Raw genomic sequence first — 21,124 nt, 5'->3', positions numbered from 1 at the left:
TGGATCACTACCGCTTGCCTCACAAGACACTTGACAGATTTGTGATGCTGCCTCACATATCGAGCATACCTTGTGAGGATCAGACCATGAGCCGCGTTGCCTACTTCCGCGTATCGACAGAAGCCCAGAGCATTGAAGCCCAGCGCAAGGCGTTGGGTGACAGCTTCGACCGTGAGTTTACCGATGAAGGAGTTAGCGGGGCGATCCTCGCTGCTGACCGTCCCGGCTTTGCCAAGCTGCTCGACTACATACGGGAAGGCGACACGCTCTACGTCTATGCCCTTGATCGATTGGGGCGCGATGCCTTGGACGTACAGGCCACGGTGCGGAAGCTACTAGACCGTGGCGTCACCTTGGACGTTAAGGGGCTGGGACCGATTGGCCGTGGCGTCGGGGAATTGATCGTGGCCGTCCTGGCCCAGATGGCTGACATGGAACGCCAGCGGATCAAGGAACGGTGCGACAGTGGCCGGGTAGCTGCCCGCGCTTCGATAGAGGCAACCGGGCTGACGCATCGGGGCAAGGCTGGCCTAGGCCGTCCGTTCGCTGCTGATGCCAAGGCCGTGGCAGATTGGCGTAGGGAGCATGGCGCTTCGATCAGTCAGACGATGGCGCATTTCGGCATCTCGAAGGCGACGGTATCCCGGTATTGCGCCGGGTGATTGCGATACTCGACGGGCTGGCATCGGACTAGCGACAGGGACGCCCTCGTAATCGCCCAGAGACGGCTACCAGACTCGATATGGGAGGCGTCGGGTACTGACCCTGCCCGATGACCGTGGCGGCTCTGTACGGGGCTGTACGGGGTGCGGCTGAGTTTCGGGACCGTGTGGCAATGGAGCGGTAATCGGCTCCGGGCATTTCACTACCGTATTGCAATGGGAACCCTCGGCTATCTATATGTCGAGGTATCCCTAAGAATGATCCCGGTACGAACCTGAGGTTAAGCCTCAATAATCGCCGATCCGATTTCATTACCGTCACGAGACAGAACCATTCATCACCGCCAGCGTCCGTTTAGCCGGAGCAAGTCTGACAGTACTTAACTGTAGATATCCACAGCCAGCAATGGTTAGCGAAAGCGAAGGGGTGTGCCGTCCTTAGGGGCAGCGCATGGATATCGGCCGATGCTCTACAAGCGACGTATTATCTCAACTCAAGATCATGCACGCTGTATAGCTCCCACTGACTGTAACCTAGGCATTCGGCCTGACGTTATGTAGTCGAATTATCTCCATACTCGATTACGGGTAGCGTCCATATTGGAAGCTCTGGGGGGTAGGGGGGCCGATGATACAGCTTAATATATCTCAATCTAAGATCATACTATATCAGTATAGATCATTGGTACTCTACGGCTTGATACCGTGGATGCCATACACAATCCCATTCTTCTGATAGCCTCAGGTCAGTTGTCACATTTCCTGTTCTGTGATCGCTGATACGTCCCTGAGGCTATCTGAGGAATGTAGGACTGTTGAGCTTATCGGCTCCGGTTCATGGCAAGCTATTGCGGCGATGGCTTGCCGTTCCTCTCCATACGCATTGCTCATTATCCAATGAAGCCCATCGGCCCTGAGCAATTGCCAGCCTACTGACTGTAGCATTGCCCCTAGTCGGCAGTCAGTAGGCGTACCCTTTATATACCAGCAATCTACCTATTCCCGTTTGCTTATCCGTAAGTGGGACATCTCTCTGTAACATTTGACAAAGTTACTCCACCAAATCGAAGGATTACCTATGACCACCACGTCTATTGACCTTAGCCGCCTCTATGATCCTCGCGTTGCCAACCATGTCGAGGGAGTAGATGGCCGTATCCGTAGCGGCTTCCGCCTAGCTCTTGATGTGCTGAATATCCCGCTTCCCGAATATGCAGAGCGTAAGCCCGCTGGCCGACCGTCTATCGCCAAGCTGATGGCTGCTGCTGATGCAGATACCGGGACCATCCATAATTACCGTGATGAAAAGCTGCGTGTCGGCGCTTTCGCACCCCGCTCGTGATTTAACAGAACAGGAACCTACTATGAACAACAAAGACATCCTTGCTGCTATCGCCACCGAGATTGAAACGCTCAGTGCCGAATTGCTCAAGGTCAATAACTATATTGATATCCTTGGTAAGCCTGCCATGGATAAGGCCAATGAGATCGATAAGGCATTGAAGGATGCCAAGGATCGCTTTGCTACCGCCCTTGCTGACGAACAGGTAGAGGCTCGCAATCTACGGCTCTCCCGCTTCTCTGATATCCGCGTTGAGGTGAAATCCGGTGACAATCTGAACACTACTGGCTTCCTCATCAAGTACAAGCGCGACACCTGGGATATCAAAGAGAACGCCAGTGTTCCTAAAGAGCATGAATGCAACGGCTTCTCTGCTCTTGACGATGATGCGTTCGACTATCTCATAACGGAGAAGCCTCAAGCCATCCCGGCCTGCATTATGGCACTGGCACCGGGTAAGCCCTACGAGGCGTTTGAAGCATACATGCGGGGCAAGCAACGCGGGTACTTCACGGGCACTGATCCCGTTAGCGGCCATTGGCATAGTGCCTGATCCGCACGACTGGGGAACGGGAGAGGCACCACAGCCTCCCCGCTCATTCCCAGCCAATCCTCGGCCACGTTGGCACGTTGAACCCCGCACCTTTGATGACCTGCTACAACGGGCAGACCCCTATGCCGATGGCACCAAGGCCCATGTGGAATGGGGGGCGGTCACTGCATGGATGATGGCTGGCAAGGCCGATGCCGCTCTAGCCTCCGTCTATCTCCGGCCTGATGCGGCTAACCTGTCCGTGTTCCTAGCCCGACAGGCGATAGAGCTTGAGGCAGGCTGGCCTATTCTGTCCGACCGGCGCGTAACTCCCGAACTCTACGACCATCCCGCCGATGTTCAATGCGTGGCCCGACGTAATGCTGTTGAGGTCTATGCGCTGTGGGAGGCCGCAGGCCGTCCCTACCTCGATACGCCCCGCTTCAAGGATGCCTTCCGCTTCCTAGTCGCCTGCATCCGCTCAGGGTCCATCCCGCCGCAGCGGACCATTGGCGACGTTCCGCCGCTCAATTCCTAAGGAAACCACATGACCGCACTAACTCCCCGTCAGGCCATCAAGGTCAAGGCGGCACTATCCCTGATTGCTGTACATGGTCACAATCCCCGTACCGTACAGCAAGCCGCTACGGCTGAATTGGCTAAAGGCTATCCCGCCAATGTTGCCTACAAGAATGCTATCGATGGCTTCATTGCCCGTGTCCCTGCCATGGGAAACACGCTGCATACTGCCGTTGATCTGATCCACCATAGTGATGATGCTACCGTTGCGCTGTATGATAAGGCGCTTACCGAATACAATAATACCGGCGATGACAGTTGCCTTGATGGCCTTGCCCCTATGATCCTTGAGGATGCCAAGGCATTGGCTATCAGCAAGGGTGAAGTGACCGAGGCTGATGCAGCCAATTGGACTATCGAGGATGCGCTAGGCAGCACGTCCGAAGCTTTTGCGGAAACCCCTGATGTTCCCGACGCCACTACGCTGGCACCGGGCCAGACGGCCCAAAGCTCGTTCGGGTTTAATGGCCTTCCCGCCCCGGCCTCACAGGCCCCGGCAGCGCCCGCTCAGGCACCGGCAACGGGACCGCAGTGGGTACAGACCCCGACCGGCTTCCGCCTCGTTGCACAGGCCCCGGCAAGCGGCCCACAGGCGGGGCAGAGCATGTCCGGTTATGATCCCTATCAGGCCAGCCGCAGCGTGACCGGCATCCGCGTAGCTCAGACTGGCGATGCAGCCCGCCGCACCCATGGCACCCCGGTAGGGGACGTGGGCTGTATGCAGACGGCCACGGGATACCGAGTGACCCCGACCGGGGAAGCTGCCCGCCGTGACGCTGGCGTACCGCTCGGGCCGGATGCCTGAGAAACGGCCTAGGAAACTCGCACAGAGCTTCTAGGCTATCCCGGCCTACAGATACCCGACCGCATCCAATCGGCTCCTGACGGGGCTGAGCGGGGCAGAAAATGGGTATCTGTAGTGTCGGAGGATCGAGATGAATGTTCGACGGGGATATCGTCGCCTATCTATAGCTGTCGTTGGTGTATGGGTAGTAACATGGGCCTGCATTGGCGGCTTTGCGGCTTGGCAGCAAGGTATATGGAGCGATCTGTATATTGAGGCCAGTCGCGCCGAAAAGATATCAAGCATGGCATATGCCAACGAGCATTCAACTTGGTATGGTAAGCTCATTGCTATATCGCTAGCGGGCGGGGCTGCTACGATACCGTTAGTAATTATACTGGCCATAGGCTGGTGGGTCTGTCGGGGTTTCTCAACCAGCCTTAGTACGGCTAGCCGATCCTCAAGCCCGGCACCCGATAAGATGCAATAGCCGCTACCATTACCCGCATAGATGGAGCAGCCCCGTACTTATCGGCAGCGTCCTTACCTTCATGCCCTTGAAACTGTCGGCATACCCGCTCAGGGATACCGGCATCTACAGCATGGGTTTTCCATGTATGGCGGAATGAGTGAAAGACCTTAGCCTTATCCTCAATACCGCAATCTCGCTTATAGCGGCTGAACCACTGACCCACCTTGTCGGTTAGTTTCTTGCCAATGCCTACGGCCTTTAAGCCGGGGAATACGCGGCCTGTCTGATCTGGCAGCTTTTGCACATAGTCGATGAACCCTAGCTCGATTAGCTTGGGATGCAGCGGGACAAGCCTATTGCTTGCCTCATTCTTGATCTGATTAGGCAAGGCGTCGTCATCGGGCGTATCCGTAATGTCGATACACCATACCTCTTGCCGCTTATCGTCATCGTCTATGTAGGCAACGGGCTTCACGTCATGCACCCGAAGCTGTCCAATCTCTTCCCGGCGCGCACCCATGAACAGGGCTAACAGGGGAAGCCAATAGACAGCCTCACCATATCCGCCCTTAGGCCGTTCGCCCTTGGCATGAACTGGGCCAGCGAACAGGGCATTGAGGTCATCGGTAGAGAAGTCTTTCCGCTTCTCTCCCCGCTCAGTGACGGCCATCTTAACGTCACGGGCCACGTTGACGGGAACGATATCCTCTTGCGCCGCCCACTCTAGCAGGGTCCGCAGGTAGGCCAGCCGGTCCCGCACATTCACCTGAGAACGGGCAGGGTCCGCTATCAGCTTGCGCTTATAGGCCATCACATCGGCCTTGGTGATTAGCTCTACTGACTTACGGCCCATCATGGAATTGAACAGCTTGGCATCCCGCCAGTAGGCATCCTTGCCACGAGGCGACGGCTTACGCTCAGCGGCCCACCCGTCGAGGATATCTGTATCTAGGTATTTGCCCTTGCCCTCATTGGCGGTGGCATTGGGGTTGTACTCAACGGCCTGATTTCGGCTTTCCGATGCGCGGGCAGGCTTGCCGTAGCGGGCTTGCATGGACGCGATCAGCGCCCCGGCATTCTCCCGCTCATGCCCGACAAGCAGCTTGCCAGCTCTAGCCACGTCAGCCGGGGAGGCGTCAGTCTCTATCCCTGCTGCCAAGGCATCCATGATCGGCTCAAGCCGCTCTATCTCGCTGTCAGATGCAAACAGGTCATCGGCCACTAGCTCGGCCTGTAGTTGCTCAGCCTCCCACCGCTTCCGCTCCCGTTCGATCTGGGATGCAGGCTTGGGGGCAATGACTGGGGCAGGCTCGGCAGCGGCCTTATCCCGCTCCGCTTGCTTGAGCAGAGCATGGGCCGTCTTGGTCATATCGGGGATGAGGGCCTTAGCCGCCTCCCTGTCCTTTAGACCTAGCGACCGCTTTATCTCCCGCTTGCCAGCCATGAAGGGGCGCAGGTCCGCAGGTATCCCCATGCGGAAATAATAGACCCCGTTAGGAGCGCGATGGAGGTATGAACACATAGGCCGTCGTCCTCGTACCTTTGTACTAGACGCTCGTAAAAAGCCGAAGATTTCCGCTAATTCCTAGGGTTTTCAAGCCCTAGTGCAAAATGGTGCCCAGAAGAGGACTCGAACCTCCACGACCTTGCGATCGCCAGCACCTGAAGCTGGTGCGTCTACCAATTCCGCCATCTGGGCACGGGGTAGGCGGCGGCCTTTAGGGGGCGGTCGGCGCGCTTGTCAACACGGGTTTCGCGGGGCAAGGGGCAGATCGTCAGGAAAGCGACGCAAAAAAGGCCCGAGGCGCATGCAGGACAAGCTGGTTACGATCTTCGGCGGCGGCGGCTTCGTCGGCCGCTACGTGGTACAGGCGCTGCTGCGCGACGGTGCGCGGGTGCGCGTCGCCGAGCGCGACCCGCGCCATGCCTGGTTCCTCAAGCCGCTGGGCGGGCTCGGCCAGACGCAGTTCGTCGCCGCCGACGTGACCTTGCCCGACACCGTACGGCGCGCGGTGCAGGGCGCGGACGCGGTCATCAATATGGTCGGCGTGCTCGCGGGCGATTTCGAGCGGCTGCACGTCGGTGGCGCGCGCAACGTCGCCGAGGCTGCGGCGGCGGCGGGCGCGACCAGCCTCGTCCACATGTCGGCGATCGGCGCCGATCCGGACGCGCCGTCGGGCTATGGCAGCAGCAAGGGGCGGGGCGAGGCGGCGGTGCGCGCGGCATTCCCCGGCGCCGCGATCATCCGCCCGTCGATCGTGTTCGGCCGCGAGGACCAGTTCATCAACCGCTTCGCGGGCATGGTCGCGCGGCTGCCGGTGGTGCCGGTGCTGCGCGCGCCGGTGAAATTCCAGCCCGTGTTCGCCGCCGACGTCGGCGATGCGATGGCGGCGGCGACCGACCCGCGCTTCGCCGGCCAGACGTTCGAACTCGGCGGGTCGGACGTGATGAGCATGGGTGAGATCGTCCGCTGGATCGCCCGCACGATCGGCCGCGATCCCTCGATCGTCGAGCTGCCCGATGCGGCGGGCGCGCTGCTCGCGCGGCTGCCGCTGGCGCCGATCACCACCGACCAGTGGCTGATGCTCCAGCGCGACACCGTCGTCGCGCCGGGGGCGGCAGGTCTCGCCGCGCTCGGTGTCGAGGCGACGCCGCTCCAGTCGGTCGCGCCCGAATGGCTGGTCCGCTTCCGCCGTACCGGCCGGTTCGGCCGCCGCGCCGCGACGCTCGCGGCCTGAGAACGGAACGGCCATGGACCTCCTCACCGTCATCCTCCTCGGCATCGTCGAGGGGGTCACCGAATTCCTGCCCGTGTCGTCGACCGGGCATCTCATTCTCGCCGGCACCTTGCTCGGCGTGCAGGACAAGGCGACCGCGACCTTCGACATCGTCATCCAGCTGGGCGCGATCCTGGCGGTGATCGTGCTCTACTGGCGGCGTTTCATGGATGTCGCCGTCGGGCTGTTCGGCGGGCAGCTCAAATCCTGGGCGTTCGTCCGCAACATCGCGCTCGGCTTCCTCCCCGCCGCCGCGATCGGCGTCGTCGTCTACAAGGCGGTGAAGGCGTTGCTGGAAAGCCCGACGGTGGTCGCGATCGCACTGATCGTCGGCGGCGTCGCGATCCTGGCGATCGAGCGGATGGCCAGGCGCGCAAGCATCGAATCGGTCGAGGCGATGCCCTGGACCACCGCGCTCGGCGTCGGCGTCGTCCAGTGCCTCGCGATGATCCCCGGCGTCAGCCGGTCGGGCGCGACGATCATGGGGGCGCTGAGCCTCGGGGTCGAGCGCCGGGCGGCGGCGGAATTCTCGTTCTTCCTCGCCATTCCGACGATGCTCGCGGCATCGGGCTACGACCTGCTGAAATCGGGCGCGACGCTGGGGCAGGGCGAATGGCTGAGCATCGCGATCGGCTTCGCGGTGTCGTTCGTCGTCGCGCTGGTGGTGATCCGCTGGTTCGTCGGGATCGTCAGCCGCCACGGCTTCGCACCCTTCGCCTGGTACCGGATCGTCGTGGGTGCAGTCGCGCTGGTGGCGCTCCAGCTTCGCTAGGTCCGATACGGCCGGTTGTCCGGCCCCGATCCAGCGCAGATGCGGCCAGAGACAATGGATTTTCCCGAATTTAGGTAATAGACAGTGTCGTATCGACCACTTTGTGCGTGACAGAGGGGCTTTGTCTTTCTAGCGAGAAGGCAAGGAGGCCGTATGGCGCAGGATTCGATGCTCAAGTTCGTGGGACGGGCGCAGGCCTATCCGGCTAAGCGCGATGCCGGCGTCCGGGCGGAGGATTTCGCCGAGATCGCCGCACGCTACGCGCCGCCGACCGCGGAGGATCAGGCGGGGCGCTGTTCGCAATGCGGCGTGCCCTATTGCTCGGTCCATTGCCCGCTGCACAACCACATCCCCGACTGGCTGCGGCTGACCGCCGAGGGCCGGCTGCGCGAAGCCTACGAGCTGTCGAACAGCACCTCGACCATGCCGGAAATCTGTGGCCGCATCTGTCCGCAGGACCGGTTGTGCGAGGGCAATTGCGTGATCGAATTCACCGGCCACGGCGCGGTGACGATCGGATCGGTCGAAAAGTTCATCACCGACACCGCGTGGGAAGAGGGCTGGGTCGAACCGCTGGTGCCGGGCCCGGCGCGCGGGCAGTCGGTCGCGGTGATCGGCGCTGGGCCGGCCGGGCTGACCGCGGCGGAATATCTGCGCGGCCACGGCTATGACGTCCACGTCTACGACCGTCACGATCGTGCCGGCGGCCTGCTGACCTATGGCATCCCCGGGTTCAAGCTCGAGAAGCCCGTGGTCATGCGCCGGGTCGACCGGCTGAAGGCGGGCGGCATCGTCTTCCACGAAGGCTTCGGCGTCGGCGAGGATGCGAGCCTCGACGACTTGCGCCAGCGTCACGACGCGGTGCTGATCGCGACGGGCGTCTACAAGGCGCGCGCGCTCGACGTGGCGGGCGGCGACGACGGCCGCGTCGTCGCGGCGCTCGACTTTCTGATCGCCTCGAACCGCAAGGGCTTCGGCGATGCCGTGCCCGCCTTCGATGGCGGCACGCTGAATGCCGAGGGCAAGCACGTCGTCGTCGTCGGCGGCGGCGACACCGCGATGGACTGCGTCCGCACCGCGATCCGGCAGGGCGCGGCATCGGTGAAGTGCCTCTATCGCCGCGACCGGACCAACATGCCGGGCAGCCAGCGCGAAGTGGCCAACGCCGAGGAAGAGGGCGCCGAGTTCGTCTGGCTGTCCGCCCCGGCGGCGTTCGAGAACGACGGTACCGTGCGCGCGCGCCGGATGCGCCTCGGCGCGCCCGACGCGAGCGGCCGCCGCGCGCCGGAAGCCGATCCGAGCGGCGACTTCACGCTCCACGCCGACCTCGTCGTAAAGGCGCTGGGCTTCGACGCCGAGGACCTGCCGGCGCTGTTCGGCGCGCCCGAACTGGGGGTGAGTCGCTGGGGCACGGTGCTGGTCGACGGCAAGACGCTGATGACCAGCCTCGACGGGGTGTTCGCGGCGGGCGACATCGTGCGCGGCGCCAGCCTGGTGGTCTGGGCGATCCGCGACGGCCGCGATGTCGCGGCGACGATGCACAAGTGGCTGAAGGCGAAAGCCAGGGCGGGGCGGGTGGCGGCATGAGGCTGTCGCCCGACGAGGTGGCGGCGATCAAGACCGCGGCGGCGGAAGCGTTCGGCGAAACGGCGGTGGTGCGCCTGTTCGGCAGCCGCGTGCACGACGACTTGCGCGGCGGCGACATCGACCTGCTGGTCGAAGTGAACGACATCGACGACGAGCTGCGCCAGCGCACGACGTTCGAAAGCCGGTTCTGGGCCATGACGGAGCCGCGCAAGGTCGACGTGCTCGTCGCCGTCCGGGGCCGGCCCCCCGGTCCGTTCGAACGGATCGCCTATCGCGACGGCATCGTGCTGTGATCGCGCCGGAACCCGACATCCTCCGGCGCCTGCTCGAACGGCTCGAACGGCTCGATCGTTCGGCGGCGGGCGATCTGGCGTGGCTGGGGCAGGTTCCTGCCGACCTTGCGGCGTTCGACGCGATGGAATCGCATCGGCAGTCGGCCGCGCGGGCGGTACTGAAGAGCTTTGAACAGATCGAGGACCAGCTGTCGCGGGTGTTTCGCATCGTGCCCGCCCTGATGGGGGAGGACAGCGGACGGTGGTTCGCGCGCGACCACGCGGACTTCATGGAACGGCTCGGCATCCTCGATGCCGCCGCCGACTGGAGCCGGGTGGTCAAGCTCCGCAACCAGCTGGTTCACGACTATCCGCTCGAGGCGCAGGTGCAATTCGATCGCCTGGCCGAAGCGATCGGCTATCTGCCCTACCTTGCCGAGACGCGGCGCCGCCTTGCAGCCTTCGTCCACGACGTACTTCCCAGGAAAATGGTATGACCGACCAGCGCGCCTATCTCGCCGAAAACGGCATGTACCGTCCCGACAGCGAAGGCGATGCCTGCGGCGTCGGCCTGGTCGCCGCCACCGACGGGCGTGCTTCGCGGCGCGTCGTCCAGTCGGCGGTCGATGCGCTCAAGGCCGTGTGGCATCGCGGCGCGGTCGATGCCGACGGCAAGACCGGCGACGGCGCCGGCATCCACATCGACCTGCCGCACCGCTTCTTCGACGATGCGGTCGTGGCGTCGGGGCACAAGGTGATGCCCAACCGGCTCGCGGTCGGCATGATCTTCCTGCCGCGCACCGATCTGGGCGCGCAGGAGAATTGCCGCACGATCGTCGAGAGCGCGATCATCGAGGCGGGCTATACGATCTACGGCTGGCGCCAGGTGCCGGTCGACGTCTCCGTGATCGGCATGAAGGCGCAGACGACGCGGCCGGAGATCGAGCAGATCATGATCGCCGGGCCGCTGCCCGACGAGGTGTCGGCGGCGGAGTTCGAAAAGACCCTGTACCTCGTCCGCCGCCGGATCGAGAAGCGCGTGATCGCGGCACAGATCCAGGGCTTCTACGTCTGTTCGCTGTCCTGCCGCTCGATCGTCTACAAGGGCCTGTTCCTCGCCGAGAGCCTGTCGGTCTTCTATCCTGATTTGCAGGACCAGCGTTTCGAATCGCGCGTCGCGATCTTTCACCAGCGCTATTCGACCAATACCTTCCCGCAATGGTGGCTGGCGCAGCCGTTCCGCTGCCTCGCCCACAATGGCGAGATCAACACGGTGCGCGGCAACAAGAACTGGATGCTCAGCCACGAGATCCGGATGGCGAGCCTGGCGTTCGGCGACAATTCGGAGGACATCAAGCCGGTGATCCCGGCCGGCGCGTCCGACACCGCCGCGCTGGATGCCGTGTTCGAGGCGATCTGCCGGTCGGGCCGCGACGCGCCGACCGCGAAGCTGATGCTGGTGCCCGAGGCGACCGGCGCCGACACGCCCGCGAACCATGCCGCGATGTACAATTACCTCGCGTCGGTCATGGAGCCGTGGGACGGCCCCGCCGCGCTGGCGATGACCGACGGACGCTGGGCGGTGGCCGGCGTCGATCGCAACGCGCTGCGCCCGCTGCGTTTCACCCAGACGTCGGACGGGCTGCTGATCGTCGGGTCGGAAACCGGCATGGTGATCGTCCCCGAATCGACCGTCGTCGCCAAGGGGCGGCTGGGGCCGGGCCAGATGATCGCGGTCGACCTCGACGAGGGCCGCGTGCTCGGCGACCTGGAGGTCAAGGACCGGATCAGCGGCGAGCACGATTATGCCGCGATGATCGGCGAGTTCCATACGCTCGACGACCTGCCGGAGGTCGCCGAGGCGGTGGTCCGCTACGATCGCCCCGCGCTCGCGCGGCGACAGGTCGCGGCGGGGCAGACGCTGGAGGACATGGAGCTGATCCTGTCGCCGATGGTCGAAACGGCCAAGGAGGCGATCGGGTCGATGGGCGACGACACGCCGCTCGCCGTCATCAGCGACAAGCCGCGGCTCATCAGCCAGTTCTTCCGCCAGAACTTCAGCCAGGTGACCAACCCGCCGGTCGATCCGCTGCGCGAACGCTACGTGATGAGCCTCAAGACGCGGTTCGGCAATCTCGCCAACATCCTCGATACCGAGGACCAGCGCGACCGCGTGCTGGTGCTCGATTCGCCGGTGCTGACCGGGCAGCACTGGGCGCGGCTGCGCGCGCATTTCGCGCGGACCGCGACCGAGATCGACTGCACCTTCGATGCCGATGGCGGCCCCGAAAAGCTGCGCGCGGCGATCCAGCGCATCCGCAACGAGGCCGAACAGGCGGTGCGGCAGGGCAAGAGCGAGCTGTTCCTGACCGACGAGCACGTGTCCGAAGACCGGATCGCGATCGCGGGCGTGCTGGCGGCGGCGGCGGTGCACACGCATCTCGTCCGGCGCGGCCTGCGCTCCTATGCCTCGATCAACGTGCGCTCGGCCGAATGCCTCGACACGCATTATTATGCGGTGCTGATCGGCGTCGGCGCGACGACGGTGAACGCCTATCTGGCCGAAGCGGCAATCGTCGATCGCCAAGTGCGCGGCCTGTTCGGCGATCTCAGCCTCGACGAATGCCTCCGCCGGCATCGCCATGCGATCGAGGAGGGGCTGCTCAAGATCATGAGCAAGATGGGGATCGCGGTGATCTCGTCGTATCGCGGCGGCTATAATTTCGAGGCGGTCGGCCTGAGCCGCAGTCTGGTCAACGACCTGTTCCCCGGCATGCCCGCGAAGATCAGTGGCGAAGGGTATAATTCGCTGCACTATTCCGCGCTGGTGCGGCACGAGCAGGCGTGGGACGAAGGCGTCGCGACGCTGCCGATCGGCGGCTTCTATCGCCAGCGCCACACCGGCGAGACGCATGCCTATTCGGCGCAGCTGATGCACCTGTTGCAGACCGCGGTGTCGACCGACAGCTATACCAGCTACCTGCAGTTCAGCCGCGGCGTCTCGGACCTGCCGCCGGTCTATCTGCGCGATCTGCTCCAGTTCAACTTCCCGAGCGAGGGCGTCGCGGTCGACCAGGTCGAGGCGATCACCGAGATCCGCAAGCGCTTCGTGACGCCGGGCATGTCGCTCGGTGCGCTGTCGCCGGAGGCGCACGAGACGCTGGCGATCGCGATGAACCGCATCGGCGCCAAGGCGGTGTCGGGCGAGGGCGGCGAGGATACCAAGCGCTTCACGCCTTACGAGAACGGCGACAACGCCAATTCGACGATCAAGCAGATCGCGAGCGGCCGGTTCGGCGTGACCGCGGAATATCTCAACGCCTGCGAAGAGATCGAGATCAAGGTCGCGCAGGGCGCCAAGCCCGGCGAGGGCGGGCAATTGCCCGGGTTCAAGGTGACGGAATTCATCGCCAAGCTGCGCCATGCGACGCCGGGGGTGACGCTCATCAGCCCGCCGCCGCACCACGACATCTATTCGATCGAGGATCTGGCGCAGCTGATATACGACCTGAAACAGATCAACCCGCGCGCGCGGGTGTGCGTCAAGCTGGTCAGCTCGTCGGGGATCGGTACCGTCGCAGCGGGCGTGGCCAAGGCGCATGCCGACGTCATCCTGATCGCCGGACACGTCGGCGGCACCGGCGCGTCGCCCCAGACCAGCGTCAAATACGCCGGCACGCCGTGGGAAATGGGCCTGTCGGAGGTCAACCAGGTGCTGACGCTCAACGGCCTGCGCGGCCGGGTGCGGCTGCGCACCGATGGCGGGCTCAAGACCGGGCGCGACATCGTCATCGCCGCGATCCTGGGTGCAGAGGAATTCGGCATCGGCACGCTGAGCCTCGTCGCGATGGGCTGCATCATGGTGCGCCAGTGCCACAGCAACACCTGTCCGGTCGGCGTCTGCACGCAGGACGAGGCGTTGCGGTCGAAGTTCGTCGGCACGCCGGAAAAGGTCATCAACCTGATGACGTTCATCGCCGAGGAGGTGCGCGACATCCTGGCGCGGCTCGGCGTGCGCAGCCTCGACGAGGTGATCGGACGGACCGAATTCCTGCGGCAGGTCAGCCGCGGTGCCGAGCATCTCGACGACCTCGACCTCAATCCGATCCTCGCCAAGGTCGACGCGACCGATGCCGAGCGGCGCTTTTCGCTGTCGACCTTCCGCAACGAGGTGCCCGACAGCCTCGACGCGCAGATCATCAAGGATGCCGCCGCGGTGTTCAGCCGCGGCGAGAAGATGCAGCTCACCTATTCGGTGCGCAACACGCACCGCGCGGTCGGCACCCGCCTGTCGAGCGAGATCACCCGGCGGTTCGGCATGAGCAAGCTCGCCGACGGGCACGTCACGATCCGCCTGCGCGGCAGCGCGGGGCAATCGCTCGGCGCGTTCCTGTGCAAGGGGATCACGCTCGAGGTGTTCGGCGATGCCAACGACTATGTCGGCAAGGGTCTGTCGGGCGGCACGATCGTGCTGCGTCCGGCGGTATCGTCACCGCTGGCGAGCCAGGACAATACGATCCTGGGCAACACCGTCCTTTATGGCGCGACCTCCGGCACATTGCTCGCCGCGGGACAGGCGGGCGAGCGGTTCGCGGTGCGCAATTCGGGTGCGACGGTGGTGGTCGAGGGCTGCGGCGCCAACGGCTGCGAATATATGACCGGCGGCGTCGCGGTGCTGCTGGGGCGGGTCGGCCAGAATTTCGGCGCGGGCATGACCGGCGGCATGGCGTTCGTCTACGATCCCGACGGCGAATTCGCCCGTCGCGCCAATCCCGAAAGCATTGTCTGGCAACGGCTGGCGTCGACGCATTGGGAGGGCGTGCTGCACGCGCTGGTCGAGCGCCACGCCAAGGCGACCGACAGCAAATGGTCGAAGGGGCTGCTCGCCGACTGGGACCGCATCGCGGGCGACTTCTGGCAGGTCGTGCCGAAGGAGATGCTGTCGCGCCAGGCCTATCCGCTCGACGATTCGGTGGAGCTGGTCGCGGCGGAATGACGGATCAGAGCGCGGACCGGATGTCGGTCCGCGCGAAATCCTCGCCCTTGTAGAGCAGGGGACATCCCGCCACGCGCGCGACGGCATAGGCCATGCAGTCGCCATAGTTCAGCGACGCGGGATGCCGGCCTTTGCCGAAGCGGTCGAAGGCCGCGGTCGCGGCGGCGAAATGGGCTTCGTCGAACGCAATGATGCGGCAGCGTTCCGGAACGAGGAGTGTCAGCGTTTGCGCCGCGATGTCCGCGCCCAGTCGTGCGGTGAGGACGATCCGCATCTCGAACAGCGTCGGCGCACCGATCAGATGGTGGGGGCTGGCCTTGATCGCAGCGCGAAATCGATCGGCGTCCGGTTCCCCTCCGGCGATCGCGACGATCGCGGACGAGTCGATTGCGATCAATTCGGCAGGCCGTTTTCGTCGTAGCCCAAGATCTCGTCGGGGGTCCGGTCGTCGAGGACCGGCGCATTGGCGACGATCGCCTGCGCGAGCCGCACCCGTTCGTCGTAATCCTCCGGGATCGTCGCGATCCCCTCGCGTTCGAAATCCCGTCGCATGGCGATCTCGATCGCGTCGATCAACGAGGATGAGCGGTAGCGGGCCATGCGCCGGATCATCTCCTCGACCCCGTCATGCTTGATGCTGATGCCCACGGCTGGCGCTTTCTATAAAACCCAACGTCAATTTATAGAAAGCCCATACCGAACGCAACGGCTTCACCTTCCCCCCGCCGATGCCCTACAGGTGCCTAATGTGGCAGCTTTACCAATTCCCCCTGTGTCCGTTCAGCCGCAAGGTGCGCCTGCTGCTCGGTGAGAAGGGCATCGGGTACGAACTGGTCCGCGAATCGCCCTGGGATCGCCGCGACGAATTCATGGATATGAATCCTGCCGGGGAAACGCCGGTGATGGTCGATGCCTCGCGCGCGGGCGCGCCGCTGATCGATTCGATGGCGATCTGCGAATATTTCGAGGAGACGGTCGACAAGGCGGCGACGATCAACGGCACCGCGGCCAACCGTGCCGAGATCCGCCGGCTGGTGACGTGGTTCGACACGCATTTCTACCGCGACGTCACCGGGCCGCTGCTCCACGAGCGCGTCGTCAAGCGCATCGCGCACCGCGCCGCGCCCGACGCCAAGGGCCTGCGCGAGGCGATGAAGGCGGCGGTCAGCCACCTCGACTATACCGACTATCTGCTCGATCACCGCAACTGGCTGGGCGGCGCGACGATGAGCCTCGCCGATCTCGCCGCGGCGGCGCAGATCTCGGTCGCGGACTATCTCGGCGGCATCGACTGGAAGGGGCACGACCAGACCGCACGCTGGTATCGCGGTTTCAAGAGCCGGCCGAGCTTCCGCCCGTTGCTGTCCGAGCGGATGGAGATGATCGCGCCGCCGTCGCATTACGACAATGTCGACTTCTGATCCCATCGCCTTCGCCGATTTCGAGCGGGTCGACATCCGCGTCGGCACGATCATGTCGGCATCGCCCTTTCCCGAAGCGCGCAAGCCGGCGATCAAGCTGCGCATCGATTTCGGCGCGGAGATCGGCGTGAAGACCTCCTCGGCGCAGATCACCGATCACTACACGCCGGAATCGCTGATCGGCAGGCAGGTCGCGGCGGTGGTCAACTTTCCGCCGCGCCAGATCGGGCCGTTCATGTCACAGGTGCTGACGCTCGGCTTCCCCGATCCGCAGGGCAAGGTGGTGCTGATCGGCCCGGGCCATGCGGTGCCGGACGGCGGCAGGCTGTTCTGACGCCAGCCTAGCGCGCGTCGAGCAGCGCGATCGTCGCCGGATCGCGGATCCCGGCGAAGAATCGCGCCAGCGCTGCGACGAACGGCGCGTCGTCGTCGTCGGCGGCGGCGGCGAACAGCGTCATCGACGAGCGCAGCTTCATCGCATCCACCGGGCCGAAGATCGCCTCCGCGTCGCCCGCGGCGGCGACCGCGGCCGCGGTGGCGGCGATCAGCCGCGGTCCCAGCACCGGATGCGCGAGATAGGCGCGCGCCTCCGCCAAGTCGGCGATCGCATAGGTCCGCGCCATCGCGCTGTGGCCCAGCCCTGCGATCTGCGGAAAGACGAACCACATCCAGTGCCCGGTCTTGCGGCCGCTGCGCAGTTCGGCGAGTGCCTGCGCATGGGATGCGGCCTGTGCCGAAACGAAGCGGTCGAGATCGTGCGCCATCGCACAGGCAACCGCCGGGCGGCTCGCCGCGTTCCACCGCCATGCACCGTCTGTCCCTCGTTCCGCTCCTGATGCTCGCCGCATGCGGCAGCAACGCCGACAAGCCCGCGGACAATGCCGCCGCGGCGGGGTTCGTGCCGCCGCCGACGCAGGCGCCGACGCCGATCGCGGGACAGGCGCACAGCAATACGATCACCGCCTATGTCGGGCGCTATCCGACCGACGCCGTCGATGGCGTCGGATTCTACGACCGGACCGAGGTGTCGCGCGCGCTGATCGACGCGGTGGGCGACGACAAACTGCGTCATCGCTTCACCGGTCGCGATGCGGTGACGGTGCCGATCTGGCAGACGAAGGACGGGCGGATCGCCGCGCATGGCTGTGAACCGCATAATTGCGGCGATGCCGACTGGACGTTCCTCGTCGCGCCCGACGGTACGCGGGGCGAGGCATGCCACCACGATGCCGCGACCATGGGCGCGACCAGCCGCTGGTATGCCGCCGGTTCGGCGCCGAAGATCCGTCCCGGCGATTGTCCCCAGGAGTAACCGCGATGCTCGAACATATCCCCGCCTGGCTGGGCAAGGCCCTTGGCGACGTCCGCGCCGGCATGGAAAAGCTGGCGATCGTCCGCGCCGCACCCGATGCCGGCCTGCCGTCGCTCGCCCTGTCGAGCCCTGCATTCGGTGACGGCGCCCGTCTGCCCGAGCGGTTCACGGCGGATGGTGACGGCGTGTCGCCGCCGCTCGTCTGGGGGATGCCGCCCGAAGGCACGGCGCGGCTGGCGTTGCTGGTCGAGGATGCCGACGCGCCGGCGCCGCAGCCGCTGGTGCATGCCGTGGTCTGGAACATCCCCGCCGATGCCGGGCGTCTGGTCGAGGGCGCGATCGTCGGCGACGGCGATGGCGACGCGGAGCGCGATGTCGGGCGCAATTCCTATTTCCGCGAAGGCTGGCTGCCACCCGATCCGCCGACCGGACACGGCAGCCATCGTTACGTCTTCCAGCTGTTCGCGCTGGGCGCGGGCGCGGGGGATCCGGGCGCGACGCCGGGACGGTCTGCGGTGATCGAGGCGATGGCGGGGCATGTGCTCGCCGCGGGGGTGCTGATCGGCACCTACAGCCGGGGCGAGGCGGCACCGGTCGGACGGGTGGGTGCGGTGGTGGCGGGGTGAGGGGGCGGCCCGGCGTGCTGCCGGGCCTGTCCCGCTCCGCGCGCGCTCAGCCGGCGGTCACGCCGCCCTGGCTGGCGAGGACGAGAATGGTGGTCGCGAACGAGGCGAGACCGACGAACAGACTGCGGTACATGGGCATGGCTCCGTGACGGTCGCGGTTCAGGCGATCGGGACGACAGGGACGGCGGCGCTGACGGCGAGCGTCGCGAAGGCGAGGGCGGCGATGACCGAGAAGGCGGCGCGCTGGGCGATTTCGAAGCGAAGAAACATGATGTGGATCCCTTTGATCGGTCGGAGCGAACCGTTCGCTGCCGATGCAAAGGGCATTGCAGACGCCGTGCCAGTTTCTTCAAACCACTGAAATATCACGGAAAACGCCGGTAGCCCATGTCGAATTGGGATTTTGCGCCAACTCCCTGGCGCAATGCACGCCAGATTCAGGCGGCGCAGACCCGGTCGCGCCCGTCCGCCTTGGCGGTATAGAGCAGCCGGTCCGCGCGCGCGAACGCGGCGGCGATGTCTTCCGCCGTCTGCACCGCGGTCACCCCGATCGACAGCGTCACCTGGCCGATCGGCGTGTCGCTCTCGCGCAGCCGGAAGCGCTTGTTCGCGATCGCGTCGCGCACCCCGTCGAGATGGCTGGCGGCATCGGCGAGCGCGACGCCGCGCAGCAGCACGGCGAATTCCTCGCCGCCGTGGCGCACGACGAGCTGCCCGTGGCATTCGTCGGCGAGCGTGCGGCCGACCGCGCTCAGCACCCGGTCGCCGATCTGGTGGCCGTGCGCGTCGTTGATCCGCTTGAACCGGTCGATATCGCAGATCGCGAGGCAGAACGGGCCGTCGCGGTCGCGCCGCCTGGCGAACGCCTCGTCGAACGCGCGGCGGTTGGGCAGGCCGGTCAGCGCGTCGCGGCGGGCGGTGTCGTTCGCCTCAGCCAGCTTGACGCGCAGCGCCTCGGTTTCGTCGGTGGCCTGCGCCAGCCGCACCTCCGCATCGCGGATGCGGGTCAGCATCGTGCCGGTGATCCGCGCGATCTCGTCGAGCCCGGCCACCGCGCCCGCCGCCGGCGCCACATGCTCCATGCGCGCGGCGCTGTGCGCCAGGTCGCGTCCGAACCCGCGCGTCTCGTCCTGCATCGTGCGCATCATCGTGGCGAAATCGTCGACCTGTGCCTGCGTGTCGGCGACCAGCCGGATCGCGGCATCCTCGACGCGCGTCGCGCGGTCGTGCTCCGCCTGTCGCTGCGGGGCGGAATCGGCGGGCAGCGGTGGCGGACCGGCGGCGACGCTGCCGCCCAGCGCCTCGATATCGGACCGGCTGAGGCGGACGCCGCCGTCGGTCAGCCGCGCGACCGCGCGCGCGATCGGACCGCCGGGATTGGCGATGACATCATAGGCGAAGCTGTAATGCGCGGGTTCCGGGCTCAGGCCCTGCGCGGCGAGGAATGCGCCGACCTGGGAGAAGAGGTCCCCCCTGTCGTCCTTCCTTGCTGCGAACGGCCCGCCCATCTTGCACCCTCGAAAACCCGCAACGCTTCTAGGCGCGCATTGGTTAGCGGAGCGTTGCGCTTCGGTCAGCTATGGTGAAGCTTGCGAACCGCCGCGAGCGTCAGCGCGACGTGCTGCGTCGGATTCATGTCGTCGTGGACGAAGGCGATCCGGCCGTCCTGGCCGATGACGTAGCTGGTCCGCTTGGTCAGCGCACGCCCGCCGGCGTTGAGCGCGACGTCGTAGTTCTTGATGACCGCCGGCCCGGCGCTCGCCACCGCGAACTTGCCCGCGCACTTTTCCGCCGAGAAACGCTGGAGCGTGGGAACGTCGTCGGCGGACATGCCGATCACCGTCGCGCCGGCCTTCTGGAAGTCGGGGATCGCCTCGGCAAAGGCATGCGCTTCGGCGTTGCAGCCGCCGGTGAACGCGGCGGGGAAGAAATACAGCACGACCGGCCCCTTCTTCAACTGCTGCGCCAGGTCGATCGCGACGACGTTGCCGGCGACCGCGCCGCGCGTGGCGAAGGTCGGCGCCTTGGCGCCCACGGCGAGGCCGGCGGCGGCGGCCGGGGCGGCGACCAGGGCGACGGCGGCGAAGGCGGAAATCAGGCGCATCGACATATCCTCTCGAAGTTGACGCACCCTAGCGCGCCGGGAAGGAGCGCGATAGGGCGGGCGGGCATGCCGATCACATCAGCCGATATCACGCTCGCCGGTCGCCTCGCCGATGCCGCCGGTGCCGCGATCCGCCCCTATTTCCGCAGCGAGCACGGGGTCGAATACAAGGACGACCATTCCCCCGTCACCCGTGCCGATCGCGAGGCGGAGGCAGCGATGCGCAAGCTGCTCGATGCCGAGGCGCCGGGCGACGGCGTGATCGGTGAGGAATATGGCGAGAAGCCCGGCGTCACCGGGCGGCAATGGGTGCTCGACCCGATCGACGGCACGCGCAGCTTCACCGTCGGCCGCGCGATCTTCGGCACGCTGATCGCGCTGGTCGAGGACGGCTGGCCGCTGCTCGGCATCATCGATCAGCCGGTGCAGCGCGAACGCTGGCTGGGCGTCGCGGGGCGGCCGACGACGTTCAACGGCCGGCCGACCCGCACGCGCACCTGCGCGGCGCTGGAGGGCGCGATCCTCGCCACGACCAGCCCGCACCTGTTCGCCGACGGCGACGTGCCGCATTACATGGCGCTGGTCGCCGCCGCGTCGGGCGGGCACACGCGGCAGGGGCCGGTCTATGGCGGCGATTGCTACAATTACGGCCTGCTCGCGAGCGGCCACCTCGACATCGTCGCCGAATCGGGGCTGCAATTGTACGATTTCGCCGCGCTGGTGCCGGTGGTGGAGGGCGCGGGCGGGCGGATGTGCGACTGGAACGGCGATCCGCTGACCGCGGCGAGCGCGGGCCATGTGCTGGCGATCGGCGACCCCGCCCGCACCGACGACGTGCTGGAGGCGATCCGCTCCGCACCCGGAGGACACGCGCACTGAACGTCGC

22 protein-coding genes and 1 tRNA gene are annotated in these 21,124 nt (G+C 65.4%); 16 read left to right on the top strand and 7 right to left on the bottom strand.

Features of this window, described 5'->3' with window-relative positions; genetic code table 11:
* Positions 1-86 precede the first annotated feature (86 nt).
* The 5 genes from LPN01_RS12660 (at position 87) to LPN01_RS12640 (ending at position 3,920) form a co-directional block, all read left to right on the top strand.
* Positions 87-662 carry a recombinase family protein gene (locus LPN01_RS12660; protein WP_262828776.1) on the top strand — a complete coding sequence of 192 codons (576 nt, stop codon included), beginning with the start codon at positions 87-89 and terminating at the stop codon, positions 660-662.
* A gap of 1,078 nt (positions 663-1,740) precedes the next feature.
* The gene (locus LPN01_RS12655) at positions 1,741-2,004 is read left to right on the top strand and encodes a hypothetical protein (RefSeq protein WP_262828775.1); all 264 of its coding nucleotides are present in this window, start codon (positions 1,741-1,743) and stop codon (positions 2,002-2,004) included.
* 22 nt (positions 2,005-2,026) lie between these two features.
* Entirely contained in the window at positions 2,027-2,557 is a 531-nt protein-coding gene (locus LPN01_RS12650; RefSeq protein ID WP_262828774.1) for a hypothetical protein, read from the top strand.
* A gap of 172 nt (positions 2,558-2,729) precedes the next feature.
* Entirely contained in the window at positions 2,730-3,074 is a 345-nt protein-coding gene (locus LPN01_RS12645; RefSeq protein ID WP_262828773.1) for a hypothetical protein, read from the top strand.
* Between the two features lie 9 nt (positions 3,075-3,083).
* A complete protein-coding gene (locus LPN01_RS12640) occupies positions 3,084-3,920 on the top strand; it encodes a hypothetical protein (protein ID WP_262828772.1) in 837 nt (278 codons plus the stop codon).
* Between the two features lie 428 nt (positions 3,921-4,348).
* Here LPN01_RS12640 and LPN01_RS12635 read toward each other — a convergent pair whose 3' ends face one another.
* Both LPN01_RS12635 and LPN01_RS12630 read right to left on the bottom strand, forming a co-directional pair.
* Positions 4,349-5,893 (bottom strand): site-specific integrase, encoded by a 1,545-nt coding sequence (locus tag LPN01_RS12635; RefSeq protein ID WP_316747983.1) that lies wholly within the window; start codon positions 5,891-5,893, stop codon positions 4,349-4,351.
* Between the two features lie 90 nt (positions 5,894-5,983).
* Positions 5,984-6,070: transfer RNA gene (locus LPN01_RS12630), tRNA-Leu, on the bottom strand.
* A 109-nt stretch (positions 6,071-6,179) separates the two neighbouring features.
* Here LPN01_RS12630 and LPN01_RS12625 point away from each other — a divergent pair.
* The 6 genes from LPN01_RS12625 (at position 6,180) to gltB (ending at position 14,775) form a co-directional block, all read left to right on the top strand.
* The gene (locus LPN01_RS12625; protein WP_262828770.1) at positions 6,180-7,109 is read left to right on the top strand and encodes a complex I NDUFA9 subunit family protein; all 930 of its coding nucleotides are present in this window, start codon (positions 6,180-6,182) and stop codon (positions 7,107-7,109) included.
* A 13-nt stretch (positions 7,110-7,122) separates the two neighbouring features.
* Entirely contained in the window at positions 7,123-7,920 is a 798-nt protein-coding gene (locus tag LPN01_RS12620; protein WP_262828769.1) for an undecaprenyl-diphosphate phosphatase, read from the top strand.
* Between the two features lie 153 nt (positions 7,921-8,073).
* On the top strand, positions 8,074-9,507 hold the full coding sequence (locus tag LPN01_RS12615) for an NAD(P)-dependent oxidoreductase (RefSeq protein WP_262828768.1): 1,434 nt from the start codon (positions 8,074-8,076) through the stop codon (positions 9,505-9,507).
* Positions 9,504-9,800 (top strand): nucleotidyltransferase domain-containing protein, encoded by a 297-nt coding sequence (locus LPN01_RS12610; protein WP_262828767.1) that lies wholly within the window; start codon positions 9,504-9,506, stop codon positions 9,798-9,800. The genes LPN01_RS12615 and LPN01_RS12610 overlap by 4 nt, the downstream gene beginning before the upstream one ends.
* Positions 9,797-10,276, top strand: a complete 480-nt coding sequence (locus tag LPN01_RS12605; RefSeq protein WP_262828766.1) for a hypothetical protein — start codon at positions 9,797-9,799, stop codon at positions 10,274-10,276. Before LPN01_RS12610 ends, LPN01_RS12605 begins: the two co-directional genes overlap by 4 nt.
* Positions 10,273-14,775 carry a glutamate synthase large subunit gene (gene gltB / locus LPN01_RS12600; protein WP_262828765.1) on the top strand — a complete coding sequence of 1,501 codons (4,503 nt, stop codon included), beginning with the start codon at positions 10,273-10,275 and terminating at the stop codon, positions 14,773-14,775. The genes LPN01_RS12605 and gltB overlap by 4 nt, the downstream gene beginning before the upstream one ends.
* Before the next feature lie 4 nt (positions 14,776-14,779).
* Here gltB and LPN01_RS12595 read toward each other — a convergent pair whose 3' ends face one another.
* Together LPN01_RS12595 and LPN01_RS12590 are read right to left on the bottom strand one after the other, a co-directional pair.
* Positions 14,780-15,172: a type II toxin-antitoxin system VapC family toxin gene (locus LPN01_RS12595; RefSeq protein WP_262828764.1), complete on the bottom strand. Its 393-nt coding sequence runs from the start codon at positions 15,170-15,172 to the stop codon at positions 14,780-14,782.
* Entirely contained in the window at positions 15,169-15,423 is a 255-nt protein-coding gene (locus LPN01_RS12590; RefSeq protein ID WP_262828763.1) for a type II toxin-antitoxin system VapB family antitoxin, read from the bottom strand. The genes LPN01_RS12595 and LPN01_RS12590 overlap by 4 nt, the downstream gene beginning before the upstream one ends.
* A gap of 98 nt (positions 15,424-15,521) precedes the next feature.
* Here LPN01_RS12590 and LPN01_RS12585 point away from each other — a divergent pair, with 98 nt between their 5' ends.
* Together LPN01_RS12585 and LPN01_RS12580 are read left to right on the top strand one after the other, a co-directional pair.
* Complete coding sequence (locus LPN01_RS12585; RefSeq protein WP_262828762.1) at positions 15,522-16,196, top strand: glutathione S-transferase family protein; 675 nt, start codon at positions 15,522-15,524, stop codon at positions 16,194-16,196.
* On the top strand, positions 16,183-16,530 hold the full coding sequence (locus LPN01_RS12580; RefSeq protein ID WP_262828761.1) for a tRNA-binding protein: 348 nt from the start codon (positions 16,183-16,185) through the stop codon (positions 16,528-16,530). Before LPN01_RS12585 ends, LPN01_RS12580 begins: the two co-directional genes overlap by 14 nt.
* Before the next feature lie 7 nt (positions 16,531-16,537).
* On the opposite strand, the gene LPN01_RS12575 is transcribed toward LPN01_RS12580, so the two are convergent.
* Positions 16,538-16,960, bottom strand: a complete 423-nt coding sequence (locus tag LPN01_RS12575; RefSeq protein ID WP_262828760.1) for a DUF1810 domain-containing protein — start codon at positions 16,958-16,960, stop codon at positions 16,538-16,540.
* 41 nt (positions 16,961-17,001) lie between these two features.
* On the opposite strand from LPN01_RS12575, the gene LPN01_RS12570 reads away from it, so the two are divergent.
* Complete coding sequence (locus LPN01_RS12570; protein WP_262828759.1) at positions 17,002-17,508, top strand: hypothetical protein; 507 nt, start codon at positions 17,002-17,004, stop codon at positions 17,506-17,508.
* A 5-nt stretch (positions 17,509-17,513) separates the two neighbouring features.
* Positions 17,514-18,134: a YbhB/YbcL family Raf kinase inhibitor-like protein gene (locus LPN01_RS12565; protein WP_262828758.1), complete on the top strand. Its 621-nt coding sequence runs from the start codon at positions 17,514-17,516 to the stop codon at positions 18,132-18,134.
* Between the two features lie 437 nt (positions 18,135-18,571).
* On the opposite strand, the gene LPN01_RS12560 is transcribed toward LPN01_RS12565, so the two are convergent.
* Together LPN01_RS12560 and LPN01_RS12555 are read right to left on the bottom strand one after the other, a co-directional pair.
* Positions 18,572-19,642, bottom strand: a complete 1,071-nt coding sequence (locus tag LPN01_RS12560; RefSeq protein ID WP_262828757.1) for a sensor domain-containing diguanylate cyclase — start codon at positions 19,640-19,642, stop codon at positions 18,572-18,574.
* Between the two features lie 65 nt (positions 19,643-19,707).
* Positions 19,708-20,238 carry a peroxiredoxin gene (locus LPN01_RS12555; protein WP_262828756.1) on the bottom strand — a complete coding sequence of 177 codons (531 nt, stop codon included), beginning with the start codon at positions 20,236-20,238 and terminating at the stop codon, positions 19,708-19,710.
* Positions 20,239-20,304: 66 nt separating this feature from the next.
* On the opposite strand from LPN01_RS12555, the gene LPN01_RS12550 reads away from it, so the two are divergent.
* Positions 20,305-21,117: an inositol monophosphatase family protein gene (locus tag LPN01_RS12550; protein ID WP_262828755.1), complete on the top strand. Its 813-nt coding sequence runs from the start codon at positions 20,305-20,307 to the stop codon at positions 21,115-21,117.
* Positions 21,118-21,124: the final 7 nt, after the last annotated feature.

The sequence above is a fragment of the Sphingomonas sp. A2-49 genome (assembly GCF_025548555.1).
GTDB lineage: Bacteria > Pseudomonadota > Alphaproteobacteria > Sphingomonadales > Sphingomonadaceae > Sphingomonas.
This window is presented reverse-complemented; position numbering and strand designations above follow the sequence as displayed.

Coding starts and splice junctions, on each gene's coding strand:
- LPN01_RS12555 (WP_262828756.1), bottom strand. CDS start 20,238: ATGCGCCTGATTTCCGCCTTCGCCGCCGTCGCCCTGGTCGCCGCCCCG.
- LPN01_RS12640 (WP_262828772.1), top strand. CDS start 3,084: ATGACCGCACTAACTCCCCGTCAGGCCATCAAGGTCAAGGCGGCACTA.
- LPN01_RS12570 (WP_262828759.1), top strand. CDS start 17,002: ATGCACCGTCTGTCCCTCGTTCCGCTCCTGATGCTCGCCGCATGCGGC.
- LPN01_RS12610 (WP_262828767.1), top strand. CDS start 9,504: ATGAGGCTGTCGCCCGACGAGGTGGCGGCGATCAAGACCGCGGCGGCG.
- LPN01_RS12615 (WP_262828768.1), top strand. CDS start 8,074: ATGGCGCAGGATTCGATGCTCAAGTTCGTGGGACGGGCGCAGGCCTAT.
- LPN01_RS12645 (WP_262828773.1), top strand. CDS start 2,730: ATGATGGCTGGCAAGGCCGATGCCGCTCTAGCCTCCGTCTATCTCCGG.
- LPN01_RS12565 (WP_262828758.1), top strand. CDS start 17,514: ATGCTCGAACATATCCCCGCCTGGCTGGGCAAGGCCCTTGGCGACGTC.
- LPN01_RS12620 (WP_262828769.1), top strand. CDS start 7,123: ATGGACCTCCTCACCGTCATCCTCCTCGGCATCGTCGAGGGGGTCACC.
- gltB (WP_262828765.1), top strand. CDS start 10,273: ATGACCGACCAGCGCGCCTATCTCGCCGAAAACGGCATGTACCGTCCC.
- LPN01_RS12655 (WP_262828775.1), top strand. CDS start 1,741: ATGACCACCACGTCTATTGACCTTAGCCGCCTCTATGATCCTCGCGTT.
- LPN01_RS12560 (WP_262828757.1), bottom strand. CDS start 19,642: ATGGGCGGGCCGTTCGCAGCAAGGAAGGACGACAGGGGGGACCTCTTC.
- LPN01_RS12635 (WP_316747983.1), bottom strand. CDS start 5,893: ATGTGTTCATACCTCCATCGCGCTCCTAACGGGGTCTATTATTTCCGC.
- LPN01_RS12580 (WP_262828761.1), top strand. CDS start 16,183: ATGTCGACTTCTGATCCCATCGCCTTCGCCGATTTCGAGCGGGTCGAC.
- LPN01_RS12660 (WP_262828776.1), top strand. CDS start 87: ATGAGCCGCGTTGCCTACTTCCGCGTATCGACAGAAGCCCAGAGCATT.
- LPN01_RS12625 (WP_262828770.1), top strand. CDS start 6,180: ATGCAGGACAAGCTGGTTACGATCTTCGGCGGCGGCGGCTTCGTCGGC.
- LPN01_RS12650 (WP_262828774.1), top strand. CDS start 2,027: ATGAACAACAAAGACATCCTTGCTGCTATCGCCACCGAGATTGAAACG.
- LPN01_RS12585 (WP_262828762.1), top strand. CDS start 15,522: ATGTGGCAGCTTTACCAATTCCCCCTGTGTCCGTTCAGCCGCAAGGTG.
- LPN01_RS12575 (WP_262828760.1), bottom strand. CDS start 16,960: ATGGCGCACGATCTCGACCGCTTCGTTTCGGCACAGGCCGCATCCCAT.
- LPN01_RS12550 (WP_262828755.1), top strand. CDS start 20,305: ATGCCGATCACATCAGCCGATATCACGCTCGCCGGTCGCCTCGCCGAT.